Source organism: Escherichia sp. MOD1-EC5433 (assembly GCF_002966005.1).
GTDB classification, from domain to species: Bacteria; Pseudomonadota; Gammaproteobacteria; order Enterobacterales; family Enterobacteriaceae; genus Escherichia; species Escherichia ruysiae.
In genome coordinates, this window is the sequence record NZ_PTRL01000001.1 from 265,523 (window position 1) to 284,684 (window position 19,162).

General features: G+C 49.3%; 18 protein-coding genes, 1 tRNA gene and 1 pseudogene. 7 read left to right on the forward strand and 13 right to left on the reverse strand.

Annotated features, from left to right (window positions below):
- Positions 1 to 2 precede the first annotated feature (2 nt).
- Positions 3 to 1,007, reverse strand: a complete 1,005-nt coding sequence (gene argF / locus C3D30_RS01360; RefSeq protein WP_000012938.1) for an ornithine carbamoyltransferase — start codon at positions 1,005 to 1,007, stop codon at positions 3 to 5.
- A gap of 161 nt (positions 1,008 to 1,168) precedes the next feature.
- On the opposite strand from argF, the gene rraB reads away from it, so the two are divergent.
- Positions 1,169 to 1,585 carry a ribonuclease E inhibitor RraB gene (gene rraB, locus C3D30_RS01365; RefSeq protein WP_000002947.1) on the forward strand — a complete coding sequence of 139 codons (417 nt, stop codon included), beginning with the start codon at positions 1,169 to 1,171 and terminating at the stop codon, positions 1,583 to 1,585.
- Positions 1,586 to 1,630: 45 nt separating this feature from the next.
- On the opposite strand, the gene C3D30_RS01370 is transcribed toward rraB, so the two are convergent.
- Positions 1,631 to 2,134, reverse strand: a complete 504-nt coding sequence (locus tag C3D30_RS01370) for a GNAT family N-acetyltransferase (RefSeq protein ID WP_010353854.1) — start codon at positions 2,132 to 2,134, stop codon at positions 1,631 to 1,633.
- Between the two features lie 192 nt (positions 2,135 to 2,326).
- Between C3D30_RS01370 and C3D30_RS01375 the strand changes: the two genes are divergently transcribed.
- Entirely contained in the window at positions 2,327 to 3,514 is a 1,188-nt protein-coding gene (locus tag C3D30_RS01375; protein ID WP_001014715.1) for a YjgN family protein, read from the forward strand.
- A 49-nt stretch (positions 3,515 to 3,563) separates the two neighbouring features.
- Here C3D30_RS01375 and valS read toward each other — a convergent pair whose 3' ends face one another.
- From valS to pepA, 3 genes are all read right to left on the reverse strand, one after another.
- Entirely contained in the window at positions 3,564 to 6,419 is a 2,856-nt protein-coding gene (gene valS / locus C3D30_RS01380; protein ID WP_016160003.1) for a valine--tRNA ligase, read from the reverse strand.
- Positions 6,419 to 6,862, reverse strand: coding sequence for a DNA polymerase III subunit chi (holC, locus tag C3D30_RS01385; RefSeq protein ID WP_000786399.1), 444 nt, complete (start codon positions 6,860 to 6,862; stop codon positions 6,419 to 6,421). The genes valS and holC overlap by 1 nt, the downstream gene beginning before the upstream one ends.
- A gap of 161 nt (positions 6,863 to 7,023) precedes the next feature.
- Positions 7,024 to 8,535, reverse strand: coding sequence for a leucyl aminopeptidase (pepA, locus tag C3D30_RS01390; RefSeq protein WP_000397162.1), 1,512 nt, complete (start codon positions 8,533 to 8,535; stop codon positions 7,024 to 7,026).
- Positions 8,536 to 8,688: 153 nt separating this feature from the next.
- On the opposite strand from pepA, the gene ytgA reads away from it, so the two are divergent.
- The 3 genes from ytgA (at position 8,689) to lptG (ending at position 10,984) form a co-directional block, all read left to right on the forward strand.
- Positions 8,689 to 8,739 (forward strand): protein YtgA, encoded by a 51-nt coding sequence (gene ytgA / locus C3D30_RS20540; RefSeq protein ID WP_211180521.1) that lies wholly within the window; start codon positions 8,689 to 8,691, stop codon positions 8,737 to 8,739.
- 62 nt (positions 8,740 to 8,801) lie between these two features.
- Positions 8,802 to 9,902: an LPS export ABC transporter permease LptF gene (lptF, locus tag C3D30_RS01395; protein ID WP_000584137.1), complete on the forward strand. Its 1,101-nt coding sequence runs from the start codon at positions 8,802 to 8,804 to the stop codon at positions 9,900 to 9,902.
- Positions 9,902 to 10,984 (forward strand): LPS export ABC transporter permease LptG, encoded by a 1,083-nt coding sequence (gene lptG / locus C3D30_RS01400; protein ID WP_010346283.1) that lies wholly within the window; start codon positions 9,902 to 9,904, stop codon positions 10,982 to 10,984. The genes lptF and lptG overlap by 1 nt, the downstream gene beginning before the upstream one ends.
- A 127-nt stretch (positions 10,985 to 11,111) precedes the next feature.
- Here the strand turns inward: lptG and C3D30_RS01405 are convergent, their stop codons facing one another.
- Positions 11,112 to 12,614, reverse strand: a complete 1,503-nt coding sequence (locus C3D30_RS01405) for a helicase HerA-like C-terminal domain-containing protein (RefSeq protein WP_016160006.1) — start codon at positions 12,612 to 12,614, stop codon at positions 11,112 to 11,114.
- Positions 12,615 to 12,730: 116 nt separating this feature from the next.
- Positions 12,731 to 12,862 (reverse strand): annotated as a pseudogene (locus C3D30_RS01410) (alcohol dehydrogenase); the annotation flags it as partial.
- A gap of 151 nt (positions 12,863 to 13,013) precedes the next feature.
- On the opposite strand from C3D30_RS01410, the gene C3D30_RS01420 reads away from it, so the two are divergent.
- A tRNA-Leu gene (locus C3D30_RS01420) sits at positions 13,014 to 13,098 on the forward strand.
- Positions 13,099 to 13,261: 163 nt separating this feature from the next.
- Complete coding sequence (locus C3D30_RS01425; protein WP_000776995.1) at positions 13,262 to 14,527, forward strand: tyrosine-type recombinase/integrase; 1,266 nt, start codon at positions 13,262 to 13,264, stop codon at positions 14,525 to 14,527.
- A 58-nt stretch (positions 14,528 to 14,585) separates the two neighbouring features.
- Here C3D30_RS01425 and C3D30_RS01430 read toward each other — a convergent pair whose 3' ends face one another.
- The 6 genes from C3D30_RS01430 to sid all read right to left on the reverse strand — a co-directional run bounded on the left by C3D30_RS01430 (position 14,586) and on the right by sid (position 18,699).
- Positions 14,586 to 15,479 carry a Kiwa anti-phage protein KwaB-like domain-containing protein gene (locus C3D30_RS01430; RefSeq protein ID WP_000418440.1) on the reverse strand — a complete coding sequence of 298 codons (894 nt, stop codon included), beginning with the start codon at positions 15,477 to 15,479 and terminating at the stop codon, positions 14,586 to 14,588.
- 8 nt (positions 15,480 to 15,487) lie between these two features.
- Positions 15,488 to 16,003: a KwaA family protein gene (locus C3D30_RS01435; protein WP_000932801.1), complete on the reverse strand. Its 516-nt coding sequence runs from the start codon at positions 16,001 to 16,003 to the stop codon at positions 15,488 to 15,490.
- A 197-nt stretch (positions 16,004 to 16,200) separates the two neighbouring features.
- Positions 16,201 to 16,512: a hypothetical protein gene (locus C3D30_RS01440; RefSeq protein WP_001205027.1), complete on the reverse strand. Its 312-nt coding sequence runs from the start codon at positions 16,510 to 16,512 to the stop codon at positions 16,201 to 16,203.
- 309 nt (positions 16,513 to 16,821) lie between these two features.
- Positions 16,822 to 17,394: a phage polarity suppression protein gene (locus tag C3D30_RS01445; RefSeq protein WP_105286361.1), complete on the reverse strand. Its 573-nt coding sequence runs from the start codon at positions 17,392 to 17,394 to the stop codon at positions 16,822 to 16,824.
- A gap of 73 nt (positions 17,395 to 17,467) precedes the next feature.
- A complete protein-coding gene (locus C3D30_RS01450) occupies positions 17,468 to 17,968 on the reverse strand; it encodes an ogr/Delta-like zinc finger family protein (protein ID WP_000638634.1) in 501 nt (166 codons plus the stop codon).
- The gene (gene sid / locus C3D30_RS01455) at positions 17,965 to 18,699 is read right to left on the reverse strand and encodes a capsid size-determining scaffold Sid (protein WP_001392508.1); all 735 of its coding nucleotides are present in this window, start codon (positions 18,697 to 18,699) and stop codon (positions 17,965 to 17,967) included. Before sid ends, C3D30_RS01450 begins: the two co-directional genes overlap by 4 nt.
- Positions 18,700 to 19,162: the final 463 nt, after the last annotated feature.

Sequence of the window (19,162 nt, forward strand, 5' to 3'; positions counted from 1 at the left end):
CGTTATTGGGCGAGCGTCGCAACCATTACCGCTTTGATGGTATGCATGCGGTTTTCCGCCTGATCAAAAACAATACTGGCGGCAGATTCAAAGACCTCATCCGTCACTTCCATCCCACCGTGCAGGCCAAACTCTTCTGCCATCTTTTTACCTAGCGTCGTTTGGTCGTCATGAAACGCGGGCAGGCAGTGCAGAAACTTGACGTCTGGATTACCGGTCAACTGCATCATTTTGCTATTCACCTGATAATCACGCAGCAATGCAATACGTTCTGCCCATTTCTCTTTAGCTTCCCCCATCGACACCCACACATCGGTGTAAATAAAGTCGGCCCCTTTAACGCCTGCTGCGATATCTTCTGTCAGCGTAATATTCCCGCCATTTTGCTGCGCCAGGGCGCGGCATTCCGTAACCAGCGAAGCTTCCGGCCAGCACGCTTGTGGCGCTACCAGGCGTAAATCCAGACCGGTCAACGCCGCAGCTTCCAGCATTGAGTTACCCATGTTGTTGCGTGCATCTCCGGCATAAACCAGCGTCATCTCATTGAAAGCTTTACCTGGTAAATGCTCCTGCATGGTCAGCAGATCCGCCAGAAGCTGTGTAGGATGAAACTCATTGGTCAGGCCGTTCCATACCGGAACACCTGCATATTCCGCCAGCGTTTCGACAATCTCCTGACCATAGCCGCGATACTGAATACCGTCATACATGCGACCAAGTACGCGGGCGGTATCTTTAATCGACTCTTTATGGCCAATCTGGCTGCCGCTGGGGCCGAGATAAGTGACACGTGCGCCCTGGTCATATGCGGCAACTTCGAAAGAGCATCGGGTACGAGTCGAGTCTTTTTCGAAGATGAGCGCGATATTTTTACCTGTGAGTCTGGCTTCTTCTTTACCGCTTTTCTTATCGGCTTTCAGCTTCGCAGCTAATTGCAGCAGGCTGTTGAGTTCAGCTGGTGTGAAATCGAGTAATTTCAGGAAATGTTTATGATAAAACCCGGACATAGATCCCTCCAGTGGCTAACGCTGTAATGAATTAAAATTCAATTTATATGGATGATTATTCATTTGCAAGCCTAAAACATAAATCTTTGTCACAAAGGTGGAGGCAATGTCAGTGGTGTGTGACAATAAGAGTATCGGCAGGACATTAAGAGGAATGAGCCATGGCAAACCCGGAACAACTGGAAGAACAGCGTGAAGAAACGCGTTTGATTATTGAAGAATTACTGGAAGATGGCAGCGATCCGGACGCGCTGTACACCATCGAACATCACCTTTCCGCAGACGATCTGGAAACCCTGGAAAAAGCAGCGGTTGAAGCGTTTAAACTCGGTTACGAAGTGACCGATCCTGAAGAGCTGGAAGTGGAAGATGGCGATATCGTAATTTGCTGTGACATCCTCAGCGAATGCGCGTTGAATGCCGATCTTATCGACGCCCAGGTTGAGCAATTGATGAACCTGGCAGAGAAATTCGACGTTGAATACGACGGTTGGGGCACTTACTTTGAAGATCCTAACGGCGAAGACGGCGACGATGAAGATTATGTCGACGAAGACGATGACGGTGTTCGTCACTAATTAATTGATTAAAATGCCCGCTAGTACACACTAGCGGGCATTTTTTTAGAGTTTACGCAGCATCCGCACTTCACAATCGACATGGCCCGTGCAACCAAGTGCGTAATCGATATGTTGAAAACCTAAATGTTCATACAAACCAATCGCTTCTTTTAAAAAAGCGGTCGTTTCCAGATAGCAGCGTTTGAAGCCCATTTCTCGCGCCTGCTCCATCGCCATTAAGGCCAGTTTTTTCGCCAGTCCTTTACCGCGAATAGCAGGAAGAAAATACATCTTTTGCAGTTCGCAAATGTCCGATTCACTACCTGCTAATGGCGCAATCCCGCCGCCGCCCACCACTTCGCCATTGTGTTCAACTACCCAATACGCATGACCAGGCTGACTATACACTTGATACAATTCGTCGAGATTGGGATCGGCGACGGTGTAGCCTTTATCAGCGGTAAGACCGTATTCTGCGGATACCTGGCGGATGACGCTGGCGATGGCGGGATTATCGGCGGCAGTAAGTTTGCGCAAACGGAGCGCGGGAGAAGCGACAACATTCATAGCATAGCTCAATTTCAAATGTATGATTTATAGCTCACTTTAATACCACCCTCGCTTATGCGGTGCAAGAAGAAGATAAATCAGAAAATATTAAGCATATATCTCTTTGAGAAAGCGTATTCTAGGCGTACCAGTATCAATTTACTGGGATTATTATCTATATGAATGGAATTTATTTTAGGGATATGATTCATGAATGGTGTAAACGTCGGGAAAGATAATTCTCGTCACTCATTTGTTTTTACAGGCAAAGGTGGTGAGTATTTTCTTATTTGTCTTGTGAATTTTTTACTGACAATTATTACTCTGGGAATATATGGGCCGTGGGCATTGGTGAAATGCCGTCGTTATATTTATCAACATGTGACACTCAATGGGCAACCATTTAGTTATAAGGGAACTGGTGGTGCCATTTTCGTTAGCATGTTCCTTATTATGGTCGTTTATCTTCTCAGTATTTCTTGTTTTTCAGGCCAGCACTTTGTTCTTGGTTTTCTCCTGTTTGCTCTCTTGATCTGCGGTATTCCTTGCATGGCAGTGAAGAGTCTGCAATATCAGGCGAACATGACCTCACTGAATGGCATTCGCTTTGGCTTTAACTGCTCGATGCTCCGTGCATGGTGGGTCATGTTAGGTCTGCCTGTTCTGTTGGCGTTAGCTTTTTGGTTCGCACTGTATCTTATTGCGCAAGTGACGACATCGATAGGAGGATTATTCTTTAACTTAGTCGCGTTAAGTTTGCTTTCTGCCATCGGGCTGGGTGTTGTCCATGGTATAACCTATAGTAAATGGATGCCATTGCTGGGTAATAATGCAACTTTTGGCATTAATAAATTTTCTATTCAGGTAAACGTAAAAGAATGCATTAAAGGATGTACACTCGCAATATTAACTATGGCTCCTTTCATCATTGTGATTGGTATTATGATTGCGCCAGTATTCCAGCAGTTAATAATGATGAGCATGTTGGGGCAGTCTGATGCAGGAGGTGAGCTTGTATTGCAATATTACCCGCAGATTACGGCTTCCTACTTCCTGTATTTTGTTGCGATTCTTGTGTTTTCCAGTTATCTCTATGTCACGTTACGCAATCTGTTTCTGAATAATTTAACGCTGGCAAATGGAACAATTCGTTTTCATTCGTCCATTACCACGTTCGGTATGCTTCTGCGCATGTTTGCAGTATTAATGGGAGCCTCAATCACCTGTGGCCTGGCTTACCCCTGGTTGAAAATGTGGATGATTAGCTGGATTGCCAACAATACCCACGTTCAGGGTGACCTTGATTCGCTGGAGTTAACCAATGATGACAAACCGCAGGATAGCGGTCCGTTAATGTGGATTTCTCGCGGTATTATGCCGTATGTTCCGTTTATCTAAATAAAAAGGCCGGAGTATGATCCGGCCTTCGTTTTCTTTACTGCATTGATTACAGTGCAGCGATAACAGCCTGCTGTTCAATCAGCTTCGCTTTCGCTTCTGCATAGCCTTCCAGCTTCTCACGCTCTTTAGCGATGACCGCTTCCGGTGCGCGGGCGACAAAGCCTTCGTTCGCCAGCTTGTTCTCGATACGGCTGATTTCACCTTCAATCTTCGCCACTTCTTTCGCCAGACGCGCCAGCTCATCTTCTTTGTTGATGAGGCCTGCCATCGGGATCAGCAACTCTGCGCCGTCGACGATCTTAGTAACGGAAACCGGACCTTTGTCATCGGCAGGCAGCACGGTGATGCTTTCCAGACGCGCCAGCGTTTGCAGGAAGCCACGGTTTTCATTCACGCGACGCTCTGCATCCGCACTGCAACCACGCAGCAGCAGCTCCAGCGGTTTGCCCGGGGCGATGTTCATTTCCGCACGGATGTTACGTACCGCAACGATCGCTTGTTTCAGCCACTCGGTATCGGCCAGTGCGGCTTCATCAACCTGAGATGCATCGTACTGCGGGAACGGCTGCAGCATGATGGTGTCAGCGGTGATGCCGCAAAGCACTTTTACGCGCTGCCAGATAGTTTCGGTGATGAACGGAATAATCGGATGCGCGAGGCGCAGCAGACCTTCCAGTACCGTAACCAGCGTATGGCGAGTACCGCGCAGCTCGGCCTCGGTTCCGCCGTTCATTACCGGCTTGGTCAGCTCCAGATACCAGTCACAGAACTGGTTCCAGGTGAATTCATACAGAATGCCTGCAGCGATATCGAAGCGGAAGCTATCCAGTGCTTCGCGGTACGCTTTGATGGTCTGGTTGAACTCCGCCAGAATCCAGCGATCCGCCAGCGACAGCGTCATTTCGCCGCCGTTGAAGCCGCAATCCTGACCTTCTGTGTTCATCAGCACAAAGCGGCTGGCGTTCCACAGTTTGTTACAGAAGTTACGGTAACCTTCCAGACGCTTCATATCCCAGTTGATGTCACGACCAGTAGAAGCCAGCGCCGCCAGGGTGAAGCGCAGGGCGTCAGTACCGTGCGGCTCAATGCCGTTCGGGAACTGCTTCTCGGTGCGCTTACGGATTTTGTCCGCCAGCTGCGGCTGCATCATGTTGCCGGTACGTTTTTCCAGCAGTTCAGGCAGCGAAATACCGTCGACCATATCCAGCGGGTCAATAACGTTACCCTTGGATTTGGACATCTTCTGGCCTTCGTCGTCACGAATCAGGCCGGTCATGTAAACAGTGTGGAACGGCACCTGCGGTTTGCCATTTTCATCTTTGATGAAGTGCATGGTCATCATGATCATGCGGGCAATCCAGAAGAAGATGATGTCGAAGCCAGAAACCATCACGCTGGTCGGGTGGAACTGACGCAGGGCGTCGGTATTTTCCGGCCAGCCGAGCGTGGAGAAGGTCCACAGCGCGGAAGAGAACCAGGTGTCGAGAACGTCTTCGTCCTGACGCAGCGCGACATCCGCGCTCAGGTTGTTTTCCTGACGCACTTCATCTTCGTTGCGGCCAACATAAACGTTCCCCGCTTCGTCGTACCATGCCGGGATTCGGTGACCCCACCACAGCTGACGAGAGATACACCAGTCCTGAATATCGCGCATCCAGGAGAAGTACATGTTTTCGTACTGCTTCGGTACGAACTGAATGTCGCCGTTCTCAACTGCTTCAACCGCCGGTTTCGCCAGCACGTCGGCACGAACGTACCACTGGTCGGTCAGCATCGGTTCGATAACCACGCCGCCACGGTCGCCGTAAGGAACGGTCAGGTCGTGCGGTTTAATTTCTTCCAGCAGGCCGAGTGCGTCAACCGCAGCAACGACTGCTTTACGCGCAGCAAAACGCTCGAGTTTCTGGAACTCTGCCGGGATTTCGCTGGAATAAACGTCGGATTCGTTACCTTTGGTATCGAATACCTGGGCGCTTTCACGGATATCGCCGTCAAAGGTCAGGATGTTGATCATCGGCAGGGCGTGACGTTTACCGACTTCATAGTCGTTAAAGTCGTGTGCCGGAGTGATCTTCACGCAGCCGGTGCCTTTTTCCATGTCGGCGTGTTCGTCGCCAACGATCGGAATACGACGGTTAACCAGCGGCAGAATGACATATTTGCCAATCAGATCTTTATAACGCGGATCTTCCGGGTTAACAGCCACGCCGGTATCGCCCAGCAGGGTTTCCGGACGGGTGGTCGCAACCACCAGATAATCTTTACCATCTGCGGTCTTCGCGCCGTCAGCCAGCGGATAGCGGATGTGCCACATTGAGCCTTTCGACTCGCGGTTTTCCACTTCCAGGTCAGAGATGGCGGTACGCAGTTTCGGATCCCAGTTTACCAGGCGTTTACCACGGTAAATCAGATCTTCTTTATACAGACGAACGAAAACTTCTTTCACCGCATTGGACAGACCTTCGTCCATGGTGAAGCGTTCACGCTCCCAGTCTACGGAGTTGCCAAGACGACGCATCTGACGGGTAATGGTGCCGCCGGATTCTGCTTTCCATTCCCAGATTTTGTCGATGAAGGCTTCGCGGCCATAGTCGTGACGGGTTTTACCTTCTTCTGCGGCAATCTTGCGCTCAACGACCATCTGGGTAGCGATCCCGGCGTGGTCAGTACCGACCTGCCACAGGGTGTTTTTACCCTGCATACGCTGATAGCGGATCATGGTATCCATGATGGTTTGCTGGAAGGCGTGACCCATATGCAAACTGCCGGTGACGTTCGGCGGCGGGATCATGATGCAGAAACTTTCCTGGCTTTCATCGCCATTAGGCTTAAAGTAGCCCTGCTTTTCCCAGTGCTCGTAAAGCGGCTGTTCGATATCTTGTGGGTTATATGTCTTTTCCATTATTTCCAGGTTGCCGTATTCAGGTTGAAACCAGCCACGCGGTAGGCTTTATAGCGTTCGCGCGCCAGTTGTTTCAGAGAATCTTCATAAGGAACGAAGTCTACCACTTCTGTGAAAGCGGTGGCAAAATCTGCAAAGCTTGTTCGCAGACTAATCAATATATCGCGCGGGCTGCTGCTACGTTTTTGCGGCCAGGCGATCTCCACCGGCGCACCGCCGCGCGGTCCTTCTCCCGCTAAATTGTGCGGTACAAAGCTTTCTGCCGGACGCGCCCACAGGGCTTCATCCAGCCGGTAAGCCTGCTTTTCATCTTCACAGGCGATAAGCACGCGCTTACCGCTGCGCCAACGTTCTGCGGCAATTTCACACACCAGTTGCTCAACGGCGCTTAAGCCATCGACGGTGGTGTCATTGTCCAGAAGGTAGAACGTCGCGTTTTTCATATATGGGCTTCTTGTGGTGGATTTAAATATGCATCTTGTAATACACAGCATTGCCTGATGCGACGCTGTCGCGTCTTATCAGGCCTACGAGTTCGGTGCTCTGTGTAGGTCGGATAAGGCGTTCACGCCGCATCCGACAAGAACAACATCGCCTGATGCAATTACTCTTCGCCGTTAAACCCGGCGCGGTTTAACAGGAACTGTGCCAGCAACGCTACCGGACGACCGGTTGCGCCTTTTGCTTTTCCAGAACGCCATGCGGTTCCCGCGATATCCAGGTGCGCCCAGTTGTACTTACGGGTAAAGCGCGACAGGAAGCAACCTGCGGTAATCGCCCCGCCAGGACGCCCGCCAATGTTCGCCATATCAGCAAAATTGGATTCCAGCTGTTCCTGATACTCATCACCCAGCGGTAAACGCCATGCGCGGTCGCCAGACTGTTCAGACGCGGCAATCAGCTCATGGGCCAGCGGATTATGGTTCGCCATCAGGCCGGTGATGTGATGACCCAGCGCGATTACGCAGGCACCGGTCAACGTCGCTACGTCAATTACCGCTTCCGGCTCAAAACGCTCAACGTAAGTTAACACATCGCACAGCACCAGACGGCCTTCGGCATCGGTGTTTAGTACTTCAACGGTTTGACCGGACATGGTGGTTAACACATCACCCGGACGATAGGCACGACCGCCTGGCATGTTTTCGCACCCTGCCAGCACGCCGATAACGTTAATCGGCAGTTGCAGCTCCGCGACCATCCGCATCACGCCGTAGACCGCTGCTGCGCCGCACATATCGTACTTCATCTCATCCATGCCTTCTGAAGGCTTGATCGAGATACCGCCGGAGTCGAAGGTTAAACCTTTACCCACCAGCACAATCGGGCGCGCATCTTCTGACGCATTACCTTTGTACTCAATCACCGACATCAGCGATTCGTTTTGTGAACCCTGACCAACTGCCAGATAGGAGTGCATCCCCAGCTCTTTCATCTGCTGTTCGCCGATAACGCGGGTGATGACATTCTTGCTGTAGCTGTCAGCCAACTGGCGCGCCTGAGAGGCGAGGTAAGCGGCGTTACAGATATTCGGTGGCATATTGCCAAGATCTTTTGCTGCTTTAATCCCGGCGGCAATCGCCAGACCGTGCTGGATCGCGCGCTCACCGCTGGTCAGTTCGCGGCGGGTTGGCACGTTGAAGACCATCTTACGCAGCGGACGACGCGGCTCGGTCTTGTTTGTTTTCAGCTGGTCAAAGCTGTAGAGCGTCTCTTTTGCCGTCTCGACCGCCTGACGCACTTTCCAGTAGTTGTTGCGACCTTTGACGTGCAGCTCGGTCAGGAAACAGACCGCTTCCATTGAACCAGTATCATTCAGTGTATTAATGGTTTTCTGAATAACCTGCTTGTACTGACGCTCATCCAGCTCACGTTCTTTGCCGCAACCAATAAGGAGGATGCGCTCGGAGAGCACATTTGGCACATGGTGCAGCAACAGGGTCTGCCCCGGTTTTCCTTCCAGTTCGCCCCGACGCAGCAGGGCGCTGATGTACCCATCACTGATCTTATCGAGCTGTTCTGCAATCGGAGAAAGGCGACGTGGTTCGAAGACGCCCACGACGATGCAGGCACTCCGCTGTTTCTCCGGGCTACCGCTTTTTACACTAAACTCCATGCACTACGCTCCTGAATCTTAAAGACAACGGCGGTGGCTACAGATAGAATTGCAAGCTTTCGTAACTCATGTCCGCTGTTGCGATGACTTCGTGTTAATCTTAACGTTATTACGGCATTGGCACGTCAGAACAAAATCTGAGAGGTGAATCCGTTGAGTATAATTATCTTAGCGACGATTTCGACGACTCAAGAGAATAAATGACGTTTAAGCCATGAAACAAGCTAAAATCCTGCAAAAGACGAGTTTTTACGGGCGTATTTAAAGTGATAATCATAAGATATCTGGTTCGGGAGACGCTCAAAAGCCAGCTGGCGATACTCTTCATCTTGCTTTTGATCTTCTTCTGTCAAAAGTTAGTGAGGATACTCGGCGCAGCGGTTGACGGCGACATTCCGGCGAACCTGGTGCTCTCCCTTCTCGGGTTGGGCGTGCCGGAAATGGCGCAGCTTATCCTGCCATTAAGCCTGTTCCTCGGGCTGCTGATGACGTTGGGTAAACTGTATACCGAAAGTGAAATTACGGTAATGCATGCCTGCGGCCTGAGCAAAGCGGTTCTGGTGAAAGCGGCAATGGTTCTCGCGGTGTTCACGGCGATTGTCGCGGCGGTTAACGTCATGTGGGCGGGGCCGTGGTCATCGCGTCATCAGGATGAGGTGTTAGCCGAAGCGAAAGCTAACCCTGGTATGGCGGCGCTGGCGCAAGGGCAATTCCAGCAAGCGACCAATGGCAGCTCGGTGCTGTTCATCGAAAGCGTTGACGGCAGCGACTTCAAAGATGTGTTCCTCGCGCAAATCCGACCAAAAGGTAATGCACGACCTTCTGTGGTGGTGGCCGATTCCGGACATTTAACTCAGTTGCGGGATGGCTCTCAGGTGGTGACTCTCAACCAGGGAACGCGTTTCGAAGGCACTGCACTATTACGTGATTTCCGCATTACTGACTTCCAGGATTATCAGGCGATCATTGGTCACCAGGCGGTGGCGCTCGACCCGAACGATACCGACCAGATGGACATGCGCACGTTGTGGAACACCGACACCGATCGCGCCCGTGCGGAGCTAAACTGGCGTATCACGCTGGTATTCACCGTGTTTATGATGGCGTTGATGGTCGTACCGCTGAGTGTGGTTAACCCGCGTCAGGGACGCGTACTGTCGATGCTGCCTGCGATGCTGCTGTATCTGCTTTTCTTCCTGATCCAGACCTCCCTGAAATCGAACGGCGGCAAAGGTAAGCTGGACCCGACGCTGTGGATGTGGACTGTTAACCTGATTTATCTGGCTTTGGCGATTGTTCTCAACCTTTGGGACACCGTGCCGGTCCGCCGCCTGCGCGCCAGTTTTTCGCGTAAAGGAGCGGTGTGATGCAACCTTTTGGCGTACTTGACCGCTATATCGGTAAAACTATTTTCACCACCATCATGATGACGCTGTTCATGCTGGTGTCGCTCTCCGGCATTATCAAATTTGTCGATCAGCTGAAAAAAGCCGGGCAGGGGAGTTACGACGCGTTAGGCGCAGGAATGTATACCCTGCTGAGCGTGCCGAAAGATGTGCAAATCTTCTTCCCGATGGCGGCTCTGCTGGGGGCGTTGCTGGGTCTTGGGATGCTGGCGCAGCGCAGCGAACTGGTGGTGATGCAGGCTTCTGGTTTTACCCGTATGCAGGTGGCGTTGTCGGTAATGAAAACCGCCATTCCGCTGGTCTTGCTGACGATGGCGATTGGCGAATGGGTCGCACCGCAGGGCGAGCAGATGGCACGTAACTACCGTGCACAGGCGATGTACGGCGGCTCGTTGCTCTCTACCCAGCAAGGTTTATGGGCTAAAGATGGCAATAATTTTGTCTATATTGAGCGGGTAAAAGGTGACGAAGAGTTAGGGGGTATCAGTATTTATGCCTTTAACGAAAATCGTCGTCTGCAATCTGTGCGCTATGCCGCTTCCGCTAAGTTTGATCCTGAACATAAAGTCTGGCGTCTGTCGCAGGTTGATGAATCTGACCTGACTAATCCAAAACAAATCACCGGTTCACAGACCGTGAGTGGCACCTGGAAAACCAACCTCACTCCAGACAAACTGGGCGTGGTGGCGCTGGACCCGGATGCACTCTCCATCAGCGGTTTGCACAACTATGTGAAGTATCTGAAGTCGAGCGGTCAGGACGCCGGACGTTATCAGCTCAACATGTGGAGCAAAATCTTCCAGCCGCTATCCGTGGCGGTGATGATGCTGATGGCTCTGTCGTTCATCTTCGGCCCACTGCGTAGCGTGCCGATGGGCGTGCGCGTGGTTACTGGTATCAGCTTCGGTTTTGTGTTCTATGTACTGGATCAGATCTTCGGCCCGCTGACGTTGGTTTACGGCATCCCGCCGATCATCGGCGCACTGTTGCCAAGTGCAAGTTTCTTCTTAATCAGCCTGTGGCTGTTAATGAGAAAATCGTAACCAGATGAGTGAAGAAAGGGAGCGAAAGCTCCCTTTCAGATTTTTGATAAAGTCAAATACGAGCTCGATCGGTCCCCTCGCCCCTTTGGGGAGAGGGCTAGGGTGAGGGGCACAGACAGCACCTTACTTACCTTTTTCTCCCTCCCAGCAAGCTTCCCAGCACACCGCGTATAATCTGGTTCGTGACCTGGCGGGCGGCACTTTTCGCCATAGTCTGCACTACGCCATCTTTCTTTCCGCCACGCGGTCCGGTAGTGCCAAACAAAATGTCCTTTAACCCACCGAGAATACCGTCATCCACAGCCATCTCTTTTCCTTTGGCTGGTGGATTATTTTGCTGTTCGGTACTGGTTTGCACTCCTTTTTGCAGCATCTCATAGGCAGATTCCCGATCCACGTCATCTTCATACTTGCCATATACCGGCGAGTGATTAATCAGGCCGTTACGCTCATCTTCCGTCACCGGTCCCATCCGTGAACAAGGCGCAATCACCATTGCACGCTCCACCACAGAAGGACTACCTTTCGCATCCAGAAATGAGATCAACGCTTCGCCGGTTCCCAGCTCCTGGATTGCCTTTTCTGTATCAAACGCTGGATTGGGTCGCATGGTTTGCGCTGCCGTCTTCACTGCTTTCTGGTCTTTCGGCGTAAAGGCGCGCAGAGCGTGTTGAACGCGATTCCCCAACTGCCCGAGTACGTTGTCGGGTATATCCGAAGGGTTTTGCGAGACAAACCAGACGCCCACGCCTTTCGAGCGGATAAGCCGTATTACCTGCTCAATTTTATCCAGCAGCACTTGCGGTGCATCGTTAAACAGCAGATGCGCTTCATCGAAGAAAAAGACGAGTTTCGGTTTATCCAGATCCCCCGCTTCCGGCAGTTGCTCATACAATTCAGAAAGCATCCACAGCAGACTGGCAGCGTACAGTTTTGGCATCTGGTAGAGCTTTTCGGCGCTAAGGATATTGATGACGCCTTTGCCGTTAGCATCGGTACGCATCCAGTCTTTGATATCTAGCATTGGCTCGCCAAAGAAATGCGTCGCTCCTTGCTGCTCCAGCGACAGTAATCCGCGCTGGATTGCACCAACAGATGCGTTACTGATATTGCCATACTGATTCTGGAATGATTTGGCGTTATCTCCGATGTACTGGGTAATGGCCCGAAGATCCTTAAAGTCGAGCAACAACAGTCCCTGATCGTCAGCAATGCGGAAGATGATATCCAGCACACCAGTTTGCACGTCGTTGAGATTTAACAGTCGTGCAAGCAACAGCGGCCCCAGATCGGAGACCGTAGCCCGTACTGGATGACCTTTCTCACCAAAAATATCCCACACCACCACTGGATTCGCATGTGGTTGCCAGTCGTTGACGCCGATACTTTTCAACCGAGCGAGCAGTTTTTCCGAGGTCGTACCTTCCTGTGCAACCCCGGTCAAATCGCCTTTCACATCGGCCATAAACACGGGTACACCGATTTCTGACAGTGATTCCGCTAGTTTTTGCAGCGTGACAGTTTTACCCGTCCCCGTTGCGCCAGTAATCAGCCCGTGACGGTTAGCCATAGCGGGTAATAAAAACAGTTCCGTGTCAGGCGTGCGTGCAATTAAAAGTGGTTCGCTCATGAGATTTCCTCCAGTTCCCTGCCTGGAGTATAGGCACGGTTGAAAAGTTTTCACCACTAAATTCAGCCGATTGCGAGATGTCTTAAAGGCCGGGCAGAATCGACCTGATAAAGGGATTAGAAGTCGGCTTTCAGGACCACGCGGCAGCGCACCTTACCGTCACGTACATGCTGGATGGCATCGTTAATTTTCGACATTGGGAACAGTTCGGTTGTTGGTGCGACTTTGCTGCGGGAAGTGTAGAGCATGGTCGGCAGGTGCCTGGAGTGTGACAGAGGTTACACATCGTGGAATACAATGCCGAAATTTTCAGCACTTAGCGAGGCAGGCGTAAGCTGGCGCTTGCATGGCGGCGCATGACAGGTATAATCCACAACGTTTTCCGCATACCTCTTCAGTGCCGAAGTGGCGAAATCGGTAGACGCAGTTGATTCAAAATCAACCGTAGAAATACGTGCCGGTTCGAGTCCGGCCTTCGGCACCATTAGCTCTTCCAAGACCATCCGAGAAAGTCCAATTATTCCTTAAAAATCAATGATTGCAGCGATTTTTACGTCCTGAGTTGTCCGAGGTTGTCCGTTGAAATCCGGATGTCATTGGGGGCATAATTGGGGGCATCTTAACTTCGATTAGAAATGTGCCCCCAAATGAAGCTCAGCGCCAGACAGGTCGAGACCGCAAAACCAAAAGATAAAACCTACAAAATGGCCGATGGCGGCGGTTTGTACCTTGAGGTTTCGGCCAAAGGATCAAAATATTGGCGTATGAAATACAGACGCCCCTCTGACAAAAAAGAGGATCGCCTCGCTTTTGGTGTTTGGCCTACTGTGACGCTTGCTCAGGCAAGAGCAAAGCGCGATGAGGCCAAAAAGCTATTAGTGCAGGGCATTGATCCAAAAGCCGAACAGAAAGAGGCTCAGGCCGAGAACTCGGGGGCATATACTTTCGAAACCATTGCTCGTGAATGGCATGCCAGCAACAAGCGCTGGAGTGAAGACCATCGATCTCGCGTTCTTCGATATCTTGAGCTTTATATCTTCCCTCATATTGGTTCGTCCGATATTCGTCTACTCAAAACCAGCCACCTGTTAGCCCCAATTAAAAAAGTTGACGCTAGTGGAAAACACGACGTCGCTCAGCGCCTGCAACAGCGTGTAACGGCCATTATGCGTTATGCTGTACAGAACGATTACATTGACTCGAATCCGGCCAGTGATATGGCTGGTGCGCTATCTACAACCAAAGTGCGACATTACCCTGCGTTACCTTCCTGCCGGTTACCTGAGTTTCTTGCACGTCTCGCTGCATATCGTGGTCGTGTAATGACACGGATCGCAGTCGAGCTTTCCTTACTGACTTTTGTGCGTTCCAGTGAGTTACGTTTCGCGCGTTGGAATGAGTTCGACTTCGATAAAGCCCTTTGGCGCGTACCTGCAAAGCGGGAGGAAATTAAGGGGGTGCGTTACTCGTATCGTGGTATGAAGATGAAAGAGGAGCATATTGTTCCGCTTAGTCGTCAGGCGATGAATTTGTTAGGCCAGTTGAAGCAGATTAGTGGTGATAAGAAACTGCTTTTCCCGGGCGATCATGACGCAACTAAGGTTATGAGTGAAAACACAGTAAACAACGCATTACGGGCGATGGGATATGACACTAAAACCGAAGTTTGTGGGCATGGATTTAGAACGATGGCGCGTGGTGCACTGGGGGAGTCGGGGCTATGGAGCGATGATGCGATAGAGCGTCAGTTAAGCCATACAGAACGAAATAATGTACGCGCGGCTTATATCCATACTTCTGAGCATTTGGACGAACGTCGATTGATGGTACAGTGGTGGGCTGATTATTTGGACGAGAATAAACTAAGAATGATAACACCATTTGATTACGGGAAAATATCTAATATAAAGTGAGTTTATAAAAATCAACTTTTGAAGCGGGGGGATTCCCCCCCCCCAACTTTTATAAAAATTAAACATCTTCTCGACGTTTAGAGTTTGCGCGATATAGCGTTCTGGTTATATGGGATGTGAAATAGTCCTCATCTAAAAAATGCAATAATCTTTTTACATCTTTTCTTATTTGCGGCATTTTTATTTTTTCTAATTCACCGATTTTTTCAGTTTCTAGAACAACACCAATTTCAGCCGCTGATATTCTTAACTCAGTCACAGAGTAGTCCTCAAGTATTCTTGATTTATTAATCAAGGAAACTTTCTTTCTAATAACAGAGTCAGCAATTGTTGTTAAATCAAAACCCGGAGCTACTGAAAATTTTTCATGAGAAGAAAAACTTGTTAATTCTTCATTAGTGGCTTCTCTGAAATAAGCATCTACATCAAATATCCTGCGGAGCATATGGAAGCTTTTAAACTTTAATTCTGTACCTGCAAGAATAGCTGTTAGCTTATTGTCGATGACTATACCATGCTCAGTAGACTGGCAAAAGGTATTGCTTGCCTGAAATGGTTTTTGGAAAATTGTTCTTCTGTTATCAATAACTTGCCTTTTATCGAAGCTTTGGATTAAGGCAGTTGCAGGTTTTCCATCCTCTTCAGGATAGCCTGAAAACAGAGCGATTATATTGAAGACTGATATTTCTTCCGGCTCCCATGGAGGGATAGTTGTGGGATTATTAATAGCATCTAATACAGCGATAACATCATCAAAGTCAGGAATGACAAAAAACTCATCTCCACTAGTGATGTAGCCACCTGAAAATTCTACGCCTTCTGTATAGCGTTCTTCAAAAAAAGTTTTTTGTTCATTGAATAGCTGTGTGATTACATTTTGAGTCGGCCTGTCAGTAACAATTTTTACAATGCGTGTGCCAACTGTATTATCTGTTATTGCAAACAATTCCATATTTATTCCTATATTGCTATATATGTGTAATCAGTAAGCTTAATCAAATTAACACGATTGCCTGATGCTTTTAATAGTGGCTTTTTCGATAATATAACAAAGCTTACGCCTGTATCGTCTTCGGCTTCATAATATTTATATCCCCAAAATGATAATAATGGGTTGAAACTGTAGGAACCTGAAAAACTGATGTAAAAAAATAAACTCACAGCAAAGAAAGAAGCAATCCTAATATCCATAAATGCATCTGGACCACTGATTAAGGGAAATAAATAGGTTAAGAAATAATTTGTTATCTCCTTATCTGCTGGAGAAGCGGTGGTTAATTTTTTACTGGTTACAGAATTATATTTAATTGCGTATTTAACAATCAAAACACACAGTAAAAGTATAATTGCACACAATGATAAGTAAGCAATCATAAATTTATAGTGTTTTGATATACATGAAAGAAAAGCTAAGGTAAAAAATACCGGAGCAACTGAGCTGGCAGTAAGAAGATATTTGGCAAGCTTATTTAACATATTATCCTCCTTATCTGCCCTGGTATCTGTATATAAAAACAGTATAACATCAATTTAAGCATCAAAGAAGATAATAAAAATCAATTAAATCATAATGATGCCTGCGTTTTTAAAGTGTGGGCTTTTGGAGGCGGGTAATGTACGCGCGTATTCCCTGGAGATTCCATTTAAAAGGCTACGTATGTAGCCTCATGTATTTAAGAGTACTGGCCCCAATCTCTGGCAATAAACCAGTTTGGCGTCCAGCTAACAAACTCTTGCGGATGAAAGTTTTGAGGGATTACAACTAGAGATACAATCGCTTCAGGTTGCAAACTGAGAACATGACTTTTTTTATCGCTTTCGTAATCCCAAAAATGGAATCTGTCACTTTTATCATGAGCTCTACGACTAGGACCGAAGTCCATAGGCGCAGTTAATCTTGTGATTGTCGCGTTATCTTCTTTTGAATAAAAAGTTAGCTGAATTTTTAAACAACTATGAATGGCATCAATGAATTTATCGCGCATACGTTCTCCTTTGTAGTTACTAAATTAATATCCTCTATTGATAGATTATTGTGTGTGATCATTGCGGCATTTAATAAAACGTAATGAGTTCATTGTATTTTATTTATGTTATCAGCCTTGCGCGCAGTGCTTTCCCCGCCTCGCCCGCCCGCTTTGCGGGGCGGTTTTAATGCAGTTGCACTGACACGCTCAGGCCGCGCCGGGAATGGCGCGGTTTGCAGAAAATGAGGCAGGAAAACGCATGCAAAGCCATGCACCTTATCGATGCATGGCTTTTTTCAGTAAAAACGGGCGGATTTTCGGGGAGTTTTACACAGACTGATGTGATGCCAGTTGCGCACTTTTACGCGAAAAAATCATGTTCTGCGCAGGAGTGAATTTTTCACGGCTGTCATCCACCGAAGCCGCGTCAGGCCTGAATCCGATGGTCGTTAAAATGTCGCTATCCTGTGCGGAATAATTAATTTTTTCACCCTTTGCAAGCCAGGACAGAAGGGCTTCACGCAGGGCATCTGTGGTACGCTGTATGGCACAGTTTCGGGCAATGACCGTCAGTTCACTGTAGCCCATCAGCTCCGGTGCCAGTGCGGCCGCCAGTACTGTGCCGTGCTGCTGCATAAAATCATTCAGCCGGTCGCGGATGCTGATGTGCTGAACGGCTTCATGCGAACGAATATAACGACTGGCGGCCTGATTCACCTGCCATTTTCTGACTTCGATAATATTGCGTAATTCGTCCAGGCGACTGACGTTTCTGCCTTCTCCTGACAGAAGCCGCAGGTATTCCTGTTCGGCCGCTGCCAGCTCATTTTTGCGTTGCAGCCATGCTGCTTTGTTATTCTGACAGGTGTCAAAGGCCTGCTGTAAGGCTGTGCTTTCCATCGTTATCTCTTTCTCATCATGCTGAAGAATAAAAATACGGTGTGCGGCGACGGCCGGTGTTAACCGGCAGCCCTCATTCCAGACGCAGCGAATATGATTGTGTTTTTAACCGTACTGGCGGCAGTTCCTGTTTTTCATGCAGGCGTTCTGCCAGTTCGTCCGGTGTGACCGGGCGGACAATGAAGCGGTTGATGGTCTGAAGCGTTTTAAACACCAGACCACAGCCCGGATCCGTGCACACATAAAAACGTTCGGTGACTTCCTGAGACAGACGCCGCGATGTTCTTGACAGTGCAAGGCCTTTACATCTCCGACAACAATATCCGGTAACAAGCATTCTTTTCGGGCGTTTCATACTGCCGGAGGCTGACGTCAGTGAATCGCGGTATCTCTGTTTGCCTGAAATGTATTCCATTCCTGAATCTTTACTGTCAGAGAAAAAGCTTTCACTCGCTTCAAATGTCGCAGAGCAATAAATATTCCGGCACTGTGCAATCATTATCTTGGTGCCATCGTCCATGAAATGTGCGCGACGGGTGTGAGCAACATGTCCACACGACGGGCAGTAAATCATGACAGCAGTCCTCTGGCCTTAAGCTCTGCACCCTGCTGGTCTATTTTGTCCTGCCACACCTTGCGCTGTGCCGGTGTGCCTGCCACCTCATAATCCATGTGCGGAAGTGTTGCCGCTGACAGTCCGGTCAGCCGGAGAACCGGCTCACCGGTGAGGCTGATTTGCATCTGTTTAATTTTCTGTTCCAGCGATGATTTCACCTGCTGCATGACAGCTTTATCGGGTGCGACGTAGCCCTGATGGCCGGTGGTGTTGGCGAGCGGATTTTCCTGTACCAGGATACTCAGATGCATTGCCCGGACAAGCGCCTCACAGGTTTCATTCAGGGCGTGTTCCAGCTCATGCTCTGCATACAGACTCAGAAGGTGATGATGTGCCTTCCGGTAGGCGGTGGCCGTGCTGTCACACGCCCCTTTCAGGCGTTCACGTTCGAAATTCAGCACCACGGCCAGATTGTCATATTCCTGTACCAGCTCCCGGCGTGCCACGCGCTCAATGTGGCGCTGTTTCAGCTCGTCGCTAAGGACACCACCGGCTGCACGAAAGGCCGTGCGCCAGTCGTCAGCGTCGTTTCCGTCGGCCTGCGCCAGCGCATTTTTTTCCTGCTCTGCCCGTTCAATGGCCGTGACGGTCTCATCCATCAGGCGGGCGTTCTCAAGATGGGCGGCTCTGGCCTTTTCCAGTTGTGCCAGCGCGGGTTGCAGATATTCAGGGATGGTGTTGTCAGACATTTTCCGGCTCCTCGTCACTTCAGGTTAAGAAAATTGTGACGTACACCGGACAACAACACGACGCATTGCAGATGTGCCAGCCCTGACACAGGAGACTCATCCTCAGACCGGCAAGCCAGGAAAAGGTCGCAGGAAAAACCGGCTTACTGTTTGTTTTTTTATATTTTACTGTTCACCTCTGTTCACCATAAGAAAAAAGATAATTAATACAGTAAGTTAAAGGGTGAACAATCGCAGTAATGACTGTTCACCGTCTGTTCACCACTGTTCACCCGTTGATGGGCTTTTTGTGCTGTTTATTACTGTTTGTTTTTATTAATTCGCCGGGAATGAATAAGAAAAAACGATTTGTATTTCACTATAAAAATTACGAATTGCTTTAAGTGGCTTTAAATGACTTTAAGTGGAGATGAACAAAAAATACACAGCCATTGTAAGGCTGCCGGAACAAATCCCCCCTGTT